The organism is Chitinophaga sp. (assembly GCF_035761305.1).
Lineage (GTDB): Bacteria > Bacteroidota > Bacteroidia > Chitinophagales > Chitinophagaceae > Chitinophaga.
Map to the genome: position 1 here is coordinate 23061 of NZ_DASTRI010000005.1, position 16529 is coordinate 39589.

The window sequence follows — 16529 nt, forward strand, 5'->3', positions numbered from 1 at the left end:
CGCCTCATGTATTACCTGCTGCTGATATTTGCTTACGCCATTTCCCTGCTGCCATTTTGGATATTGTACGGGTTAAGCGATGTGCTGTACCTGGTGGTGTACCATATAGCCGGCTACCGCCGGAAGGTGGTGCATGCCAACCTGGTACAGGCTTTCCCGGATAAAAGCGAACAGGAAATAGAACAGCTTAGCCGAAAATACTACCGTAACCTTACGGATATGATGGTAGAAACCATTAAGCTGCTCACCATCAGCCCCCGGCAGCTGCGCCGCCGTTTTAACTGCGACCTTACCGTATTACAGCAGTTATATGAGCAGGGTAAAAGCTGCCAGCTGCACCTGGGGCACAACTTCAACTGGGAGTGGGCTAACCTGTTTTGCATGCAGGGCGTACGCTTTCCCTTCCTGGTGGTGTATATGCCCATTACCAACAAGGCGGTTGACCGGTTTTTCCGGTTTTTCCGCGAAAAGTCAGGCAGCGTGCTGCTGCCTGCCAATAATATCCGCAATGCCATGGTTCCCTGGCAGGGCAGGCAATACCTGGTAGCCCTGGTGGCCGACCAAAACCCCGGCGATCCGCGCCGCAGCTACTGGTTTCCCTTTCTCAATAAAATGACGGCTTTTTACAAAGGCCCGGAAATGAGCGCCCGCCGGCACAATATTCCGGTAGTGTTTGCAGATATAAGAAAAGTAAAGCGCGGCTATTACAAGGCGCAGCTGAAGCTGATGTTTGACAACCCGCTTGCCGTGCCCGAAGGCAAAATCACCGAAGCATTTGTACAGTACCTGGAAAAGAACATCCGGGAGCAGCCGGAAGTATGGGTATGGAGCCACAAACGCTGGAAACACGAGTGGAAGGAACAAACCCATACCGGCCAGTAAAACTGCTCACATAGCCCCTAAAGCTTCGCCCAGTTTTTGCTCCAGCGCATCGCCCCGCAGGTTTTTGGCAATGATCTTTCCCTGGGGGTCCAGCAAAAAGTTCTGCGGAATGGCCCTAACGCCATAATCATCCGCCACCGCGCTGTTCCAGTATTTCAGGTCCGATACCTGCGGCCAGGTAAGCTGATCGTCCCGGATGGCTTTTATCCACGCAGCCTTTGAGGTTTCCTTATCCAGCGAAACACCTAGTATTTCAAAGCCTTTTGATTTATATTTCTCATAGGCTTTTACCACCACCGGGTTTTCCGCGCGGCATGGCCCGCACCACGAAGCCCAGAAATCGATCAGCACATACTTTCCCCTGAACGACGATAGCTTTATAACTTTCCCGGCCGTGTCGGGCAGCGCTATTTCCGGCGCTGTTTTGCCGATGGCTGTACGGGCCAGCCTGGCCAGGTAGGCGCCATAACGCCTGCCTGGGGCTGTTTGCCGTACCTGTGCCGACAATGCCTCAAACAACGGCTGCACTACATCCACATCCGGAACAGCGCCGCCGTATTCCTGTATGGCGTGTAAGCTTACCAGTGAGTTGGGGTAACTTTGAATGAAGGCCAGCTCTACTGATCTCCGGTCCTGCTGGTTGGCATCGGCCTTTGCATCAATAGCTTTCCGGAATGTATCGGACTTGCGTTCTTCCTCACTGGCGCCGGCATATTCCGCATAAACAGCGGCATAAGCTTTTTCAACGGGCTGCAGCGCCTTTTGCAGCGCCGCGTACTCATTGTTAATGGCAGAACCGGTTACACCGGAATGGGCAATAGAATCTGCCGGGGTTAAATGCATGTTGCCCGGCTCCAGGTAAAAGTTCAGCTTATCCTGGCCTTTCATTTGCCGCATGTTTTTACCATCATGGCTAATGATCAGGGTAGCAGTTACCGGGTAGTCCAGCGGGCCGGTAAGCTCAAACCGGCCGCCCGTAATAGCTGCAGAATCCAGCCTGGTTTTACTGTTATAGCTGTACAACAGGTATGCTTTGGCAGGCGCATTCAGCGCGCCAATTTTTCCTTTTAACCTAAAGGTGTTGCCTTGCGCCATTAAAAAGCCCGGCGCACAAATAAAGGCGGTTATCAATAGCTTTTTCATATGAGTGTATGCATCAGTTTTTAAATATTTTTTCAAGCGCTTCTCCTATGCGGCCGCCATCGCCTATGTCGCGCGCAAGGATTTTCCCGTTAGGGTCAATGATCAGTTTTGTGGGCAGGGCCATTACGCCGTATTTGGCAGTAATATCATTGGGGTTGGGCTGGTGCTTCATTACTTTTTGCTGGTCTACCCCTGCCAGCACATGATGCCATATGCCAATACCATCCTGGTCAACGGCTTTTTTCCAGGCTGCTTCCCGGCCATCGTCACAGGCAATGCCAATAATTTCCAGCCCTTTTCCCTTGTATTTATTATACCATTCTATTAAATGCGGGTGGCTGTGGCGGCAGGGCACACACCAGGAGGCCCAGAAATCCAGTATTACGTATTTACCCCTGAAATCACTTAGCCGCAGGGGCTTTCCGTTAATATCCGTTGCGCTGAAATCAACGGCCATTTGTCCCGGAGATCCTGCTTCCATGCCCCTCAGTGTTTCGCCAATGGATTTGCCAAGCCGGTTATTCTTTTGCGCTGCGGTAAACAGCTGGTACACTTTTTTAATTGAATCAGGGCTATAAAACGGCATGTAAAGGTTCAGGTAGTATGCTGTTACATAAGAGCCCGGGTGCTGCAACATAAACGTATAGGTTTGCCTGTATTTTTCATCTGCCAGCTGCCCCATTTTTGCGTTAAGCGCCTTCTTTTTATCAGCGTCGGTTGCCGCTTTGTATGCAATGCTTAATGCTTTGGCTTCCCGGGCTGCAGGCGCCAGCAGGCTGTCGAGCATATCGGATTCACGTTGGGTCTTGGAGCCTGTTAGCACCAGTGTTTCCGACTGGCCGGCATTGCCGGTAATTTTCATGGTTCCGGGGTCAATGAAAAAAAACCGGTAATCCTTTCCGGATTGTACATGCCCGCCAGGCGCTGCTTTACCAGTACCTGTAAAGGAAACGGATGCTGTTGCCGGGCCGTCAACAGCTCCTTTCAATATAAACCGGTTATTTACTACCGGGGCGGCTGTTTCCATATGCTTATCGCCGGCGCCTGTGTAGGAAAGCTTAACGCTATCGGCCCGGCCGCCGCTTAAAGTGCCTTCAATTACAAAAGGTTGGGCCACACTTTGTGCAAACAGGGCGCCGGCAGGGCAAAGCAATGCTATTGCCAATAAATTGCTGCTAATGTTCATGGTTGGATTACTTTGAATATCCCGGGTTCTGATCCCCTATTAATGGGTTGTTCAGGAACTCTGAATGCGGGATGGGGTAAATAAATTGTTCTGTACTGGTAATGGTTGGCCGTAGCGTAGTAACTGTTAACAGCGGAAAACGCAGCAGTGCAAAGTAGTACTGGTCATCTTCGCCTGCAAAGCTTTTTACATACTCGTAATAATTCTGCAGCAGCAGCGCATTGGCCGTACCGGCATTTTCCACGGCCAGGTAGCTGCTGGTATTATCTGTTGCGGTAATGCCGGCCGTTGCCTGCACTGCGTGAATGAGCGTTTTGGCGGTTGCCAGGCTGCCGCCGGAGCGGATGGTGGCTTCTGCGGTCATTAAATAAACTTCTGCCAGCCTTATGGCATAAGCCACTTCCGACAGCTGCGTGGTAGCCAGCGCCGGCTGCACATATTTAATAAAGAAATAAGTACCGTCCTTATGCGTATTTTCAGCCCCAATGTACCACTGGCGGCGGGGATCGCCGGTAAGCAGGCTATCCAGCGCGGAAGTAGCCACATAAAAAGAGCTCCTGTTTACATACAACCCGCTAGTATTGTAATAATACCCGCCCTGGTTGGCCTGCGGCGCCACGGCCAGTATTACTTCTTTGCTGGCCAAACCTTTGGTGTAAAAAATATCTTTTGTGTTCGGCTCCAGCGTATAGCCGCCGAAGTTAATAATACTGTCGCCCAGGGTTGCGCACTGCATGTAATCGCCGCTTTGCCCGCGGCTTAGCAGCACACGCATTTTCAACGCCATGGCCGTCCATTTGTTAACATACACATTGCTGCTGGTGAGGGCTGCATTATGCACCGCATAATCCAGGTCGTCCAGTATAAACTGGTAGCTGTCTTTCACATTTGACCTGGCATGCGCATAGGTGGTGGCGGTTATAAATTTATCCTGCAGCAGCGCGCCGTATTTGCTGTTAATATCAAACCACTGGCCCATAAACAGCAGCACCTTAAACGTGCCGAATGCCCGCATAAATTTAGCCTCTGCCAGTATCTGCTCTTTTCTGCCGTTTGAGAAAAGGTTATCATCCAGTGCTGTTACCTGGTCAATAACCCCGTTGGCTGCATTCACCAGGGTGTAGTACCGCCCCCAATCGCTGTTAAAGCCGGTTTTACCCAGTATGTTAGATGCTTCGTTCAGCGTGTTGCGCCCATCGTCCAGCATACCGGTTAAAATGCCTGCATGCACTTCATTATCTCCCCAGTCCGTAGCGGTTTGCGTAGCATTGGCAAAACGGTAATAAACGCCGTTCAGCGCCGTGTTGGCGGTTTGCTGGTTGGTAATGGCATTCCCTTCTACCAGGGCGTCTTTTGGCGGCGCATCCAGCTGCTTTGTACAGCTATACTGGCTGCAAACTATCAATATTGCAAATAATATGGTGATGATATTTTTCATTTGAATGTCCCTTAAAGCATAAACAATTATTACCCTTAAAACCCGATCCTTATACCCATTACATACTGCCGGATGGTTGGATAGTTGTTGGAATCTGTATAACCATCTACAATGCTATACGGATCATTGCTTACTTCCGGGTCCTGCCCGGGGTAGCTGGTAATGGTAAACAGGTTAGTAGCCGATACATACACAGAGGCGGTTTGCACTTTTATCCTCTTTGTTAACGGCTCCGGAAGATGATAGTTGAGCGTTACGGATTTAAGCTTGATGTAAGATGAGCTGTACAGGTCATTGCTGGCTGTATAGTTAACATTCTGACCATAAATCAGGCGGGGCCGGTCGGTATTGGTATGTTCGGGCGTCCACCGGTCCAGTATGCGTGTGCCCTTATTGGTCAGGTCATTTACAAACTTGTTGGAAATATCTGCCGCATACAATATATGCCCGCCATATGAATAAGTGAACAGGCCGGAAAGTGAAAAGTCGTAAAAGTTAAATGTGTTGGTCCATCCGCCGTAAAACTTAGGCGCTGCATTGCCTATCAGCGCATAGCTGTCGGGAAAGCCAACAAGCGGCCCGCTGGTTGCCAGTACATACATAGGATCGCCGATGTTCAGGTAAGGCGTATAAAAAGCGTAGTAGGAAAAAGCCTTCTGGTATGCTGCCAGCTGCTCCGCATTCTGGATAATACCATCAAACCGGGAGCCTACAAACTGCCCTACGGGGTAGCCTGTTCTCAGCACCGTGTTGGAGAGGATATAGCTTTGCCCGCCGGATGAAGTTACGCCGCCGCCGTGGTTAGGATCTGTATAGTCCATATTCAGCCCGGTAACCAGGCTGCGGTTAAACGACATATTCAGATCGCTTCTCCAGGAAAAATTTTTATGCGTGGTAATGTTGCCGGAAACTTCTATTTCAAGCCCGCGGTTGCGAATATCGGCCAGATTGGCGATAATAGATGAATAAGACGAGCTGGAAGGCAACGGCAGGTTAAATAACAGGCCGGATGATTTTTTTTCATACACGCCTACATTTACCACCAGCCTTGCGCGGAACAGGGAAATATCAATACCTGCATCTTTTTGCAGGGTTTGTTCCCATTTAATTTTATTATTGCCCAGCTGCGAAGGTATTACGGCATTGGCCCCGTTATAGGAAACGGGCGTGTACAGCGTACGGTACAGGTAGTTGCCTATGTTCTGGGTGCCGGTATAACCTGCGCTTGCCCGCAGCTTCATATCATCTATCCAGGTGAATTTTTTCATAAAAGGCTCCTGCGATATGCGCCATGCCACACCGCCGGAAGGAAAATACCCTACCCGGTTATCTGAAGAAAATTTGGAAGAAGCATCGGAGCGGCCGGTAAACGTTACCAGGTATTTATCTTTAAACGCATAGTTGGCGCGCAGGTAAAAGCTTAAAAGAGCACTTTGGTAAGAGGCCGACTGGTTAGGCAGCGTAACAGCCGCGGAGCCCAGGTTATTTAAAATAAAATCATCCGGGTAGGTTTGCCCCGATGCCTGGAACGAGTTTAGCTTATCCTCCTGCCAGGAGGTGCCGGCTACTACATTCAGCCGGTTATTCACATCAAACTGCTTATTGTAGGTAAGGGTGTTCTCATACAGGTAGCTGGTGGTTTCTGTTTGCCCCTGCGAGCCTATACCACCCATTGTGCTGGCCCCGCCGCTTGCGGTTTGTACCTGTGCGGATGAAGGCGTGTAGTTACGCTGGTGGTACTGGTTGTAGTTAACAGACGCCTGGCTGCGGAAGGTAAGGCCATCAAGTATCTTGTACTCCAGGGCCAGCGATCCCAGGAACAGGCCATTCTTGCCCTGGTTAATGCCGTTAAGCAGCGCCAGCGGATTTTGAAACCCGTAAAAGTTGCTTGAATTTACAGCGCTGCCGGCCAGGTTAGCCAGCGTGCCATCAGGATTATACGGCGCCCTGGTAGGCGGTGCGTACAACGCCTGCGCATAAGCGCCATTGGTAATGTTATTGGTAGAGAACGCGTAATTGATATTGGTGATGATTTTCAGCTTGCTGTTCACCTGGTTGTCCAGGTTTACTTTGCCCGAAAGGCGTTTAAAATCTGTGCCCCTTACAACGCCTGTTTGGTTGGAATAGGAAATGGAGGCATAATACCGGCTGCCCCGGCCACCGCCGCGTACAGATATATCTGTATTCTGTGTTAAGGCGGTTCTCAGCACCAGCGACAGCCAGTCGGTATTAGCGGTGCCCAGGTAAGCAGGATCATGTAAAATTTTATCGGCCGTGGCAGATGAGGGCATGCCCTGCGCAGCCAGCTCGCTGTTATAATTGGTAGCTGCTTCCTGCAGCACCATCCGGTACTGGTTTGCATTCAGCACCTTTGCTTTTACCGGCTTTGAAATACCGGTATAGTTGTTAAACTCAAAATAAGGCCTGGTATTCAGCGAGCCTTGTTTGGTGGTGATAATTACCACGCCGTTGGCGGCTTTTGATCCGTAAATAGCTGTGGCAGATGCATCTTTCAAAATATCAATAGACTCAATATCACTGATATTTAAACCGGCCAGGCTGTTTAAGCCGCGGGCATATGCGCCGGAAATGGAGTTGGCAGGATCGCTGAAGTTGGTGGACCGTGCAATGGGGTCTACTACTTCGCCGGGCGTTTTAATATAACGGTCTGTAGGCGTAATCTGCACGCCATCTACAATATACAGGGGATCATTCCCTCCTAAAATGGAGGTGCCGCCGCGCACCCGTATATTGGCCACACCGCCGGGAGAACCGTCTGACTGCACCACCTGTACGCCTGCTGCCTTACCGGCAAGGCCAATGTCGAATGTGGCAAAAGGCACATCCCGTATTTCCTTCACGTTTACGGTGGACACGGAGCCGGTAAGATCTTTTCTTTTGGTGCTGCCATAACCTACCACTACTACCTGGTTCAGTGCAGCATTGGCCACCTTCAGCTGAAAATCTATGGTAGGCTGGTCGCCTACTGTGGCCTGCTGTGTAACATAGCCTACAAAGCTAACCACCAGCACATCGCCGTTATCGGCCGGTATGGCGTATTCGCCTTTGTTATTGGTCACTGTTCCTTTTCCGCTGGTGCGGTTACGTACGGTTACACCGGGTATTACCTTTATATCCTGGTCAAAAACAGTTCCTTTCACCATGCGGGCCTGCTGCGCGCTGTTATTAACCGCAGCATTGTTTTCCCTGGGCAGCAGTACAATGTTTTTGCCCATGATCCTGTAGGTGATTGGCAGGTGCTGAAAGCAGCTGTCCAGCGCCTTGTCAATATCAGCATTCTTAAGGGATAGCGTTACCTTGTAATTGCTGAGCGCTGCAGCATCATAAAAAAAGTGAAAGCCCGATTGCCTGCTGATCTGTTCCAGCACCTTTTCAACCGGTGCGTTTTTTTCATCCAGGTTAATGGTTTGACTAAAGCCGCGGGCGCTCACCTGCATAAGCGCTACCATCATCAAAAAGGTGGTAATTTTCAATACCATCAGTATTCTTTTTGAAAGCTGTGCGCACGGCACGGCCATAGTAAAAGAATGGAAATTCATTACTTTTGAGCAGTTTGGATTAATGGATTATGAATGCTTCAGATCTTTTCCCTGTAAAGGGAAGGTTAGTCCAAATGTTCAGCGTAGAAGTGCGGGAACACTTCTGCGCTTTTTTTTAGACCCAGCCCCGATTTTGGTTGTTGTTGGCAATTATTGCTTCATTCTCTCGTGTTTAGTAGTTAAAAATCTGGTTAGGTATCAGGTGTTACGGTGATCACTTTGCGCGCACCATTGTTTGTTATGGTAAAGTTTATTTTTAACAGCTTCAGCATATCCAGTACTTCTGCAATACTGGCATTGCGGGTAATTTCCCCGGAAAACCGCCGTTCTGTTATCTGCCCTTCATAGCGAACATCCACATCGTACCACCTTCCAAGCTGCAGCATTACCTCCTTTAAGCGGGTATTATTGAATTTAAAGAGGCCGTTTTTCCAGGCTACGGCCATTGCTGTATTTACATTTTCCTTTACAACAATATCCTGTCCATCCTGCACAATAGCCTGCTGGCCAGGTGTTAAGGTTACGTGTTGCTGTTTTTGGCTGATGCGGATTTTCCCTTCCAGCAGGGTGGTTATAATATGGCCGTTATCCTGGTAGTCGTTAATATTGAAATGCGTACCCAGTATTTCTGTTTGCTGGCCGCCGGAGGTTATAATAAACGGGCGGGCGGCATCGTGCGCCACTTCAAAATAAGCCTCTCCCTTTAAAGCAACTTCCCGTATGCCGGTTTTAAATGCCGCCGGGAAGCTGATGGCGGATGAGGCGTTCAGCCATACCCTGGTACCATCTGCCAGCACCAGCTGGTATTGGCCGCCGGCAGGAGTAGATATAGTGTTAATAATATTATCGTCCCCGGCCGAAGCAGCGCCGGTAACCTGGTATTGCAATAAACCGTTGGATGCTTTGATGATGCTGATGTTTCCCTGGCGGGCCAGCGCACCTGTACCCGCGCTATCCAGCACAATGGTTTTACCGTTTGCCAGCGTTAAGCGTGCTTTATTGCCTCCGGGAACTATTTGAAGGGTCGCCTGCTCCATTTGCGGATGCTTTAAATGAGGCAGCAGTAAAAGCAATGCGGTTCCTGTTAGTAACAGCAGGCAGGCGGCGGCTGCCCATGCCCACCTGAGCCTGCGCACCTTCACCACCGGCATGGCCGCCGGCAATACCGGCGGCTGCATGGCAGTGACCTGGCTGATCTGCTCTTCCGTTAGCTCCGGGAGATCCTTCATTTCATAGGTATAGTACCAGTACCGCAGCATGGCAATTTCCGCCTCGCTGCACTGGCCCTGGAGGTAACGGTTTAACAGCTCTTCAAACTCAGGGATGGTCATCTGATGGTTGGTTTTATTAAGTATGACAACTACCACGCGCCCAGGGGCTAGTGCGCGCAAGATCTTTTTTTAAAAAAAAGGAACGGATAGTTATAATTTGATGATCATCAGGCAATAGATCATAAAACCGAGGCGCAACCGGAGGATTTTCAGCGCTGCTTTGATGTGGTTTTTTACAGTGGCTTCTGAAATATTTAAGCTTTCTGCAATTTCCCGGTGCGACAGGTGCTCTTTACGGCTTAGCAGGAAAACAATGCGCATTTTGGGCGGCAGGCTGTCAATTTCTTTCCGGATTAGGGCTTCAATATCTTTTTCCCTGAGCCGTATCTCAGAGGGATTGGGATGCTCTTTTATGGTTTGTTCAAAAGAGCTGGCATAGCGGGAGGCAATATGCCGGTGCTTAATAAAATTCAGCACCCGGTTGCTTACCATGGTGTACAGGAAGCCGGAAAGACTTATTGAAATGTTCAGCTCAAGCCGTTTGTTCCAGAAAGCAGTAAAAGTTTCCTGCACAATGTCCCTGGCATCTTCAAAGTTGCCCAGCTTTTTGTAGGCATGCGCTACCAGCAACCCTTTGTAGCGGTTGTAAATTTCAACAAAAGCCGTTTGGTTGCCGGCCTGCATAAGTGCCACTAGCTCGTTATCCAATAGTTCCTGCAATGCCCCCATGCAATGATTACTAAAAATTAAAAGCTGGTTTTTATAATAAGATCCTGGGGTTACACATACATACAGACGTTGGCTGGTAAATTAAGAAAATTCGGCAAAAAGTACATTTCCGGGAGCGGGGCTGGCCAAAAGAATGTAAAATGCAAAATTTTAAATACTAAATGTAAAGGTAAATTACCATGAAACCGGGTACAGTATTATGTTAGTAGCGGTTTACTTTTACATTTTGCATTTTAGATTTATGATTTTACATTCTTTTAGCCCGCCCTGCCTCGCAGCTATACCGCCGGTATTTTTAGCTTTTGCCCGGGGTGTATCAGGTTCGGGTCTTTTATCTGGTCTTTATTGGCTTCAAAAATATCTTTCCAGCTTACGCCGGGATAATTTTTAGCTATTTTGCTTAAGCTATCTCCTGCTTTTACTTCATATACCTGTTCCCCTTTGGGTGCCCCGCCTGCAATACTGATGTTCATTACCACATCGGCCGAACGCATTTCAGGATCCAGCTTTTCATAGGTGTCCCACAGCTGGTCCTTTACCTGGGCAGCGGGCGCCGTACCACTAATGTACAGCACATTATTCTGCTCGGTTACCTGCAAATCGCTGATGCCGGCGCTGCGGGCCTGGTCAACCAGCTGCTTGTATTTTTCCTGTAAGCTCATGTCAGTAAGGTTTTATGTGGTTATTGCAAGGTGAGTTTGTTATGTACTTTCTTAGGCTTGGCTTCCTGGGCCGCCTGCATAATTTTACGCAGGTCGCTTTTTTTAGCTTTGCCTTCCAGCGTTACCTCTCCGTCTGTAACGGACACGGTTACACCCGAATAGCCTGCAGCGCTGTAGGTAGAGTCCAGCGTGTGCTTGAGCACATCATCAGGGTTAATGCTTACAGGGGACGGGGACGGAACAGGCACCGGTACCTGTACGGTAATGTTATTGGTGACTGATTTTACGCCTTTAACATTTTTTGCAGCATCTTCCGCTGTTTGTTTGGCGTTTTCATCATTCACCTCACCATTCAGCGTTACCACGCCATCATGTACAGTGGCGCTTACACCGGGGGTTGCCGTTAGCTTTTCATTTACGGCCTGCTGCAGTTTGGAGTCACTGGGTTTGCAGGCAAAAAGGAATAAGCCTGCAAACAGGCAGCAGGCCATCAGGATGTTCTTCATGGTTAAAAAGTTTTACAGGAATTTAATGAATTAAGGGCTAACGAAAAATTATTTTTTAATTTAAGTGCCTGTTAATCAATAAATAAGATTTGGTTTAAGCATAACAACGCCCTTGTACCCAATGCATAAAAAAAGCGCTTTGCCTTAGCTGTTATGCATTACAACGGGTAAAAGGTGTTTGTTATGCTTAAATCAATTTTCCGATATGAGCTAATGTATTAATATCACTTACGTTTAATTCAGCACCTCTTTCTCCTGCACAATTTCAATTCCTTTCTCTTCCTTTATTTTGGCAAAGCCACCTGTTACATTCCGCAGGTTGTGAATGCCCTCCCGCTTCAGCATAGAGCAGGCAATAATGCTGCGGTAACCGCCTGCACAGTGCACGTACAGGTTTTGGTTATCATCAAAATCCGCCAGGTTACCAGGGTCGGTCATATCGCTCAGGTTAAGATTGATGGCGTCTTTCACATGACCGTCTGCATACTCGGCGGGTTTGCGCACATCCACCACCACCAGGTTGGGATCATGCGGAATGTCCATGGCCAGTTCGTCCGGCTCTACGCTGATAATCAGGTCCCTGCTTTCGCCCGCAGCCAACCAGGCAGCATAACCACCTTCCAGGTAACCGGTAACATTATCAAATCCAACACGGGCCAGGCGTACTACGGTTTCTTCTTCCTGCCCCGGTGTTGTTACCAGTATAATTTCTTCATTAAAGGGTAACAGGCTGCCTGCCCATTCTGCAAAGCGGCCTTCCAGTCCAATGTTAATGGAGCCCGGCACAAAGCCCTCTGCAAACTCGCTGGCATTGCGGGTGTCCAGTATCAGCACCTCCCGCTGCATCTTTTCCTTAAAAACCGCTACAGACAATGGTTGCAGGCTTTTTTCCATTACAGCCTGCAGCGCGTTATAGCCTTCCTTATTGATCTTTGCATTTACCGGGAAGTAAGAAGGAGGAGCTGTAAGGTCTGTGGTTACAGCCGCTATAAACGCATCTTTTTCTGTTGCCAGCAGCGCGTAGTTGGTACGCTTTTCATCGCCAATGGTGCTGTGGGTGTCCGGTCCCAGGTTTTTACCGCAGGCCGATCCCGGGCCATGCGCCGGGTACACAATTACATGATCAGGCAGGGTTTTTATTTTGGTGTTCAGCGAGTCAAACAGCAAGCCGGCCAGCTCCTCTTTACCCAGGTTACCGCTAAAAAGGTCAGGGCGGCCTACATCGCCCACAAAAAGCGTATCGCCGGTAAACAGGCTGTGCGGCTGCCCGTTCTCATCCAGCAGCAGGTAACAGCATGACTCCAGCGTATGCCCCGGTGTGTGCAGCACCTGAAGGGTAAGCTCACCGATTTTAAATTGCTCGCCATCTTTAGCCAGGTATACCGGGAAGCCGGTTTCGGCATTTGGCCCGTATACAATGGTTGCGCCGGTTGCAGCGGCAAGATCCAGGTGGCCTGAAACAAAGTCGGCGTGAAAGTGGGTTTCAAAAATATATTTAATTGTTACCTGCTGCTCTTTAGCCAGCGTAAGATAATCATCAATGTCCCTTACGGGATCAATAACGGCGGCTTCGCCTCCGGAGGCGATAAAATAGGCTGCTTCCGATAAACAATTAGTGTATAACTGCTTAATGAACATGGTTTTTGATTTCTGCGAATTTACGAAGGTTTGAGGGTTTACTGAAAAGCGGCTGGGGTTATTAACTTATTTTAATATTCAACCTAAACTGATCATTCCGGGTAAAGCAACTATAAATAAAAAAAGTATTCTCCCTTGCGGGCGAATACTTTTCAATTCGGTATGACCATCTGGTAAGGGCTACAAATTTTTATTGTTTAGCCAACCAGTTCTTCCACAAACTTTGCCACTTCAGCGATACGCTGCTTGTTGATAGTATAGTGGATAAATTTACCATCTCTCTCGGTAATTACAATGCCGGCGCGGCGCAGGATGGCCAGGTGCTGAGAAGCTACGGACTGCTCCAGGCGCAGCTTTACGTAGATCTCTGTTACAGTCATTTTCTTATGATCTTCCAGCAGCTTTATCATTTGCTGGCGCAGCTTATGATTAATTGCACGCAATACCATCGCTGCCTTTTTAACGGCAATGTAATCCAATTTGATTTGGTCTTTTTCATTGTTACCTCTAGAAATAATAAGAGTATTAGAAGAGGTCGTTAATAATGTTTTTTCCATCGCATAATAGTTTTTTAAAATGATGAAATGAAAGGGATCAACGGACAGTTTTCAACCCACAACTGTTAGAAAACAGTACCGGGTATCGATTTATACAAAATTATAATATTTGTCACAATAAAAAAAACTTCTATACCTTATTTTTTCATATATAAATGTCGGAATGTGCTAAAATCCCATTATTTGACAATTTCATGACATTCTAGCATGAATATAGGAGGTAAATGTGCATAAAACAGGGGTTAAAACACCAAAATTGGCCAAAACATGGGAGCCGGGGGTGGATAAAATGCAGTAAAAAAATAAGATCAAAGGGTATTACTGCATTTTAGCAGGCGTATAAAAAGGTTTCAGGTAGTACGGGCTGAAATAAGCAACATCTGCAAACCGCCGCTGTTGAAAAGCCGCTGCTGACAAGGGTGCCAGGTGTGCTGCGCTGATATGGTAGGGAACAAATACAGCATGGCTGTGCGCAGGTAGCATTTGCTGCCATTTAGGGCTGCCGTTGCCAAAGAAATATACCTTCTGTTCATCCAAATATAGCTTAAATGCATCCGCAGTTAATATGAGCGCCTGCGGCGGCATGTGCTCATGCAAATTATTATCATATACGGCAGTATACACCTCCTGCCGGCGGGCATCCAGCAGCGGGCAATACAGCGCATGCGCATCCTGCTGCGCCGCTGTTATTCCCTGCGCCATCATTTGCAGCGTGGAGATGCCCAGCAGCGGCTTGTTCCAGGCATAGCACAAGCCTTTGGCTGTAGCCACGCCCACGCGTAAGCCGGTGTAGGAGCCCGGCCCCGCGCTTACGGCAATTGCATCCAGCTGGGCAGGTAATATATTTTGCTCGCGTAATATATCTTGAATAAATAAAGTCAGTACCGCTGCATGATCGCGCTCCAGCGTATTTTCCCGCAGCGATAAAACCTGTCCATCCTTTGCCAGGGCTACAGAACCTGTAGCCGTTGCTGTATCAATATTTAATATAGTTGCCAATTGTATTACTGATTTTGTGCTTCCTGCTGCAGCAATGCGCACACCTGGTACCGCTCATCGCCTGTAGCATTATATACGGCCGTTAATATATCACATACATGTTTAATTCCTATGCGCTGCGCCCATTCAAACGGTCCGTAAGGATAGTTGGTGCCCAAACGCATGGCAATATCAATATCCTCACGGGAGGCCGTGCCGGCAGCAGCAGTATAATAAGCTTCATTAATGATCATGCTTACCACACGGGGCGTTACCATGCCCACACTATCCTGCACCAGTTCATAAGACCAGCCCAGCTGCTGCATAAGGCCTTTCAGCAAGGGCTTTTGCCCATCATCCAGTATAGCCGTTTCCGTAACCTGGCGGTTTATAAAGTCCGGCAGCCAGTTGCAGGCTATGATATTAAAGCCGTGGCTAAAAGCATACCGGCCCATCAGCTCACTTAATGATGTTTTGGCCAGGCCGGCCAGCACCGGCACTGCCGGAGCTTTGGCATAGGCTGCTGCATGGTGCAGCGCATCATCCAGCGCCAGGTCAATCACCAGGTCAAAGGTACCGGGCAAAATTACCGCATCTATCTCCTGCACCCGGCGCACCCGGTGGCTGCCCAGCCCTTTTTGCTGCAATTCCTCATAACGGGCGGCATCGCCTACAACCAGGATGTGCATGTTTTAAATTTTTGCAAACGTATTTAATTCTTCTTAAAAAAAACGCTAATCATTTCTGCATATGTAATGGCAGGGAATGTGTTTCAGTTTTTGATAATGCTTTCTTACTATTTTTGCGCTATGGAAAAACAGATCATCAATACCAAGGACGCCCCTGCGCCTATAGGCCCCTATAACCAGGCCGTTAAAGCAGGCAACACGCTGTATGTATCCGGACAAATAGCGCTGCACCCCGAAACCGGCCAGCTGGTAAAAGATAACATTATTGATGAAACACACCAGGTAATGCAGCACATTAAGCATATACTCAGCGCTGCCGGTATGGATTTCAGTGATATTGTGAAAACCACCATCTTCATTACCGATATGAATAATTTTTCACAGGTAAATGAAGTGTACGGCAAATATTTCAGCGGTTACTTCCCCGCCCGCGAAACCGTGCAGGTAGCTGCATTGCCCCGGGCAGTGAATGTGGAAATATCTGTAATTGCAGTAAAGTAATTATCCGGCCGGCTGAAAACGGGATGCCGGTCAAGTCCCGTTTTCAGCCGGTACCGCAAGCACCGCTTATTATTTCCCGAACAGCTGAGCCGCCAGTCTTGCATCGTGCCCGTACACATCATCGCGGAAGTTCAGCTGCCCCTGGCTGTCAACATAGGCGGTAAAGTAGCCTATAAATACGGGTATTTTATTTTTCAGGGGTACATACTGCTCTTTTTTACTGTTCATTGCCTTTTCTATTTTTTCTTTGGTCCAGGCAGGATCATTGCGTAACAGCCACTCCGCCAGGTGCTGCGGCTCTCCTACCCGTATGCATCCATGACTGAAGGAGCGTTTGGTTTCTCCGAACAGGTAGCGGGCCGGCGTATCGTGCAGGTAAATGTTATACTCATTAGGGAACAGGAATTTCACTTTGCCCAATGCATTGGCGCCGCCCGGTTTCTGGCGGATAATGTACGGGAAATTGCTGCCGCTGTACCTGCTCCATGCTATGCTGCTTACCGGTATTGCCTTACCGCTGGCGCCTACCACCTCCATATTCTGCCGCGCCAGGTAGCCTGGATTGCGTTTTACAGCCGGCAGTATTTCATTACCCAGTATGCCTGGCGGCACATTCCAGTAAGGCGCAAATACAATGTATTGCATGGGCCGCGTAAAAATAACCGTGCCGGCGCCTGGCTTGCCTACTACCACATTGCAGCTCCAGGCCAGCTTGCCATTCTCATATGCATGCAGCTTAAACTCCGGTATATTCACCAGCAGGTATTCCGGGCCGGGATCAACCGGCAC

General features: G+C 48.7%; 15 protein-coding genes. 2 read left to right on the top strand and 13 right to left on the bottom strand.

The genetic code is table 11. From position 1 onward, the window contains the following. Window positions 1-6 precede the first annotated feature (6 nt). The gene (locus tag VFS25_RS01025) at window positions 7-882 is read left to right on the top strand and encodes a lysophospholipid acyltransferase family protein (protein ID WP_326460249.1); all 876 of its coding nucleotides are present in this window, start codon (window positions 7-9) and stop codon (window positions 880-882) included. Window positions 883-888: 6 nt separating this feature from the next. Here VFS25_RS01025 and VFS25_RS01030 read toward each other — a convergent pair whose 3' ends face one another. The 12 genes from VFS25_RS01030 to VFS25_RS01085 all read right to left on the bottom strand — a co-directional run bounded on the left by VFS25_RS01030 (window position 889) and on the right by VFS25_RS01085 (window position 15239). Then, window positions 889-2025 (bottom strand): TlpA disulfide reductase family protein, encoded by a 1137-nt coding sequence (locus VFS25_RS01030; protein WP_326460250.1) that lies wholly within the window; start codon window positions 2023-2025, stop codon window positions 889-891. 13 nt (window positions 2026-2038) lie between these two features. Continuing rightward, window positions 2039-3211, bottom strand: a complete 1173-nt coding sequence (locus VFS25_RS01035) for a TlpA disulfide reductase family protein (protein WP_326460251.1) — start codon at window positions 3209-3211, stop codon at window positions 2039-2041. A gap of 7 nt (window positions 3212-3218) precedes the next feature. After that, window positions 3219-4649 carry a RagB/SusD family nutrient uptake outer membrane protein gene (locus VFS25_RS01040; RefSeq protein ID WP_326460252.1) on the bottom strand — a complete coding sequence of 477 codons (1431 nt, stop codon included), beginning with the start codon at window positions 4647-4649 and terminating at the stop codon, window positions 3219-3221. A gap of 35 nt (window positions 4650-4684) precedes the next feature. Continuing rightward, a complete protein-coding gene (locus tag VFS25_RS01045) occupies window positions 4685-8149 on the bottom strand; it encodes a SusC/RagA family TonB-linked outer membrane protein (protein WP_326460253.1) in 3465 nt (1154 codons plus the stop codon). A gap of 251 nt (window positions 8150-8400) precedes the next feature. Then, on the bottom strand, window positions 8401-9540 hold the full coding sequence (locus VFS25_RS01050; protein ID WP_326460254.1) for a FecR family protein: 1140 nt from the start codon (window positions 9538-9540) through the stop codon (window positions 8401-8403). Between the two features lie 90 nt (window positions 9541-9630). Beyond that, a complete protein-coding gene (locus VFS25_RS01055) occupies window positions 9631-10209 on the bottom strand; it encodes an RNA polymerase sigma-70 factor (RefSeq protein ID WP_326460255.1) in 579 nt (192 codons plus the stop codon). 278 nt (window positions 10210-10487) lie between these two features. Further along, window positions 10488-10871 (bottom strand): LysM peptidoglycan-binding domain-containing protein, encoded by a 384-nt coding sequence (locus tag VFS25_RS01060; protein ID WP_326460256.1) that lies wholly within the window; start codon window positions 10869-10871, stop codon window positions 10488-10490. Between the two features lie 20 nt (window positions 10872-10891). Next, window positions 10892-11377, bottom strand: coding sequence for a BON domain-containing protein (locus VFS25_RS01065; RefSeq protein WP_326460257.1), 486 nt, complete (start codon window positions 11375-11377; stop codon window positions 10892-10894). A 234-nt stretch (window positions 11378-11611) separates the two neighbouring features. Continuing rightward, window positions 11612-13015 carry an MBL fold metallo-hydrolase gene (locus VFS25_RS01070; RefSeq protein WP_326460258.1) on the bottom strand — a complete coding sequence of 468 codons (1404 nt, stop codon included), beginning with the start codon at window positions 13013-13015 and terminating at the stop codon, window positions 11612-11614. A gap of 197 nt (window positions 13016-13212) precedes the next feature. Beyond that, complete coding sequence (locus tag VFS25_RS01075) at window positions 13213-13464, bottom strand: ArsR/SmtB family transcription factor (RefSeq protein WP_198315147.1); 252 nt, start codon at window positions 13462-13464, stop codon at window positions 13213-13215. Between the two features lie 426 nt (window positions 13465-13890). Next, the gene (gene tsaB / locus VFS25_RS01080) at window positions 13891-14571 is read right to left on the bottom strand and encodes a tRNA (adenosine(37)-N6)-threonylcarbamoyltransferase complex dimerization subunit type 1 TsaB (RefSeq protein ID WP_326460259.1); all 681 of its coding nucleotides are present in this window, start codon (window positions 14569-14571) and stop codon (window positions 13891-13893) included. A gap of 5 nt (window positions 14572-14576) precedes the next feature. Continuing rightward, window positions 14577-15239 (bottom strand): 3-hydroxyacyl-CoA dehydrogenase family protein, encoded by a 663-nt coding sequence (locus VFS25_RS01085; RefSeq protein WP_326460260.1) that lies wholly within the window; start codon window positions 15237-15239, stop codon window positions 14577-14579. Window positions 15240-15359: 120 nt separating this feature from the next. On the opposite strand from VFS25_RS01085, the gene VFS25_RS01090 reads away from it, so the two are divergent. Next, window positions 15360-15740 carry a RidA family protein gene (locus VFS25_RS01090; RefSeq protein WP_326460261.1) on the top strand — a complete coding sequence of 127 codons (381 nt, stop codon included), beginning with the start codon at window positions 15360-15362 and terminating at the stop codon, window positions 15738-15740. A 69-nt stretch (window positions 15741-15809) separates the two neighbouring features. On the opposite strand, the gene VFS25_RS01095 is transcribed toward VFS25_RS01090, so the two are convergent. Next, window positions 15810-16529: L,D-transpeptidase family protein (locus tag VFS25_RS01095; RefSeq protein ID WP_326460262.1), on the bottom strand; the 720-nt coding region annotated here is incomplete at its 5' end.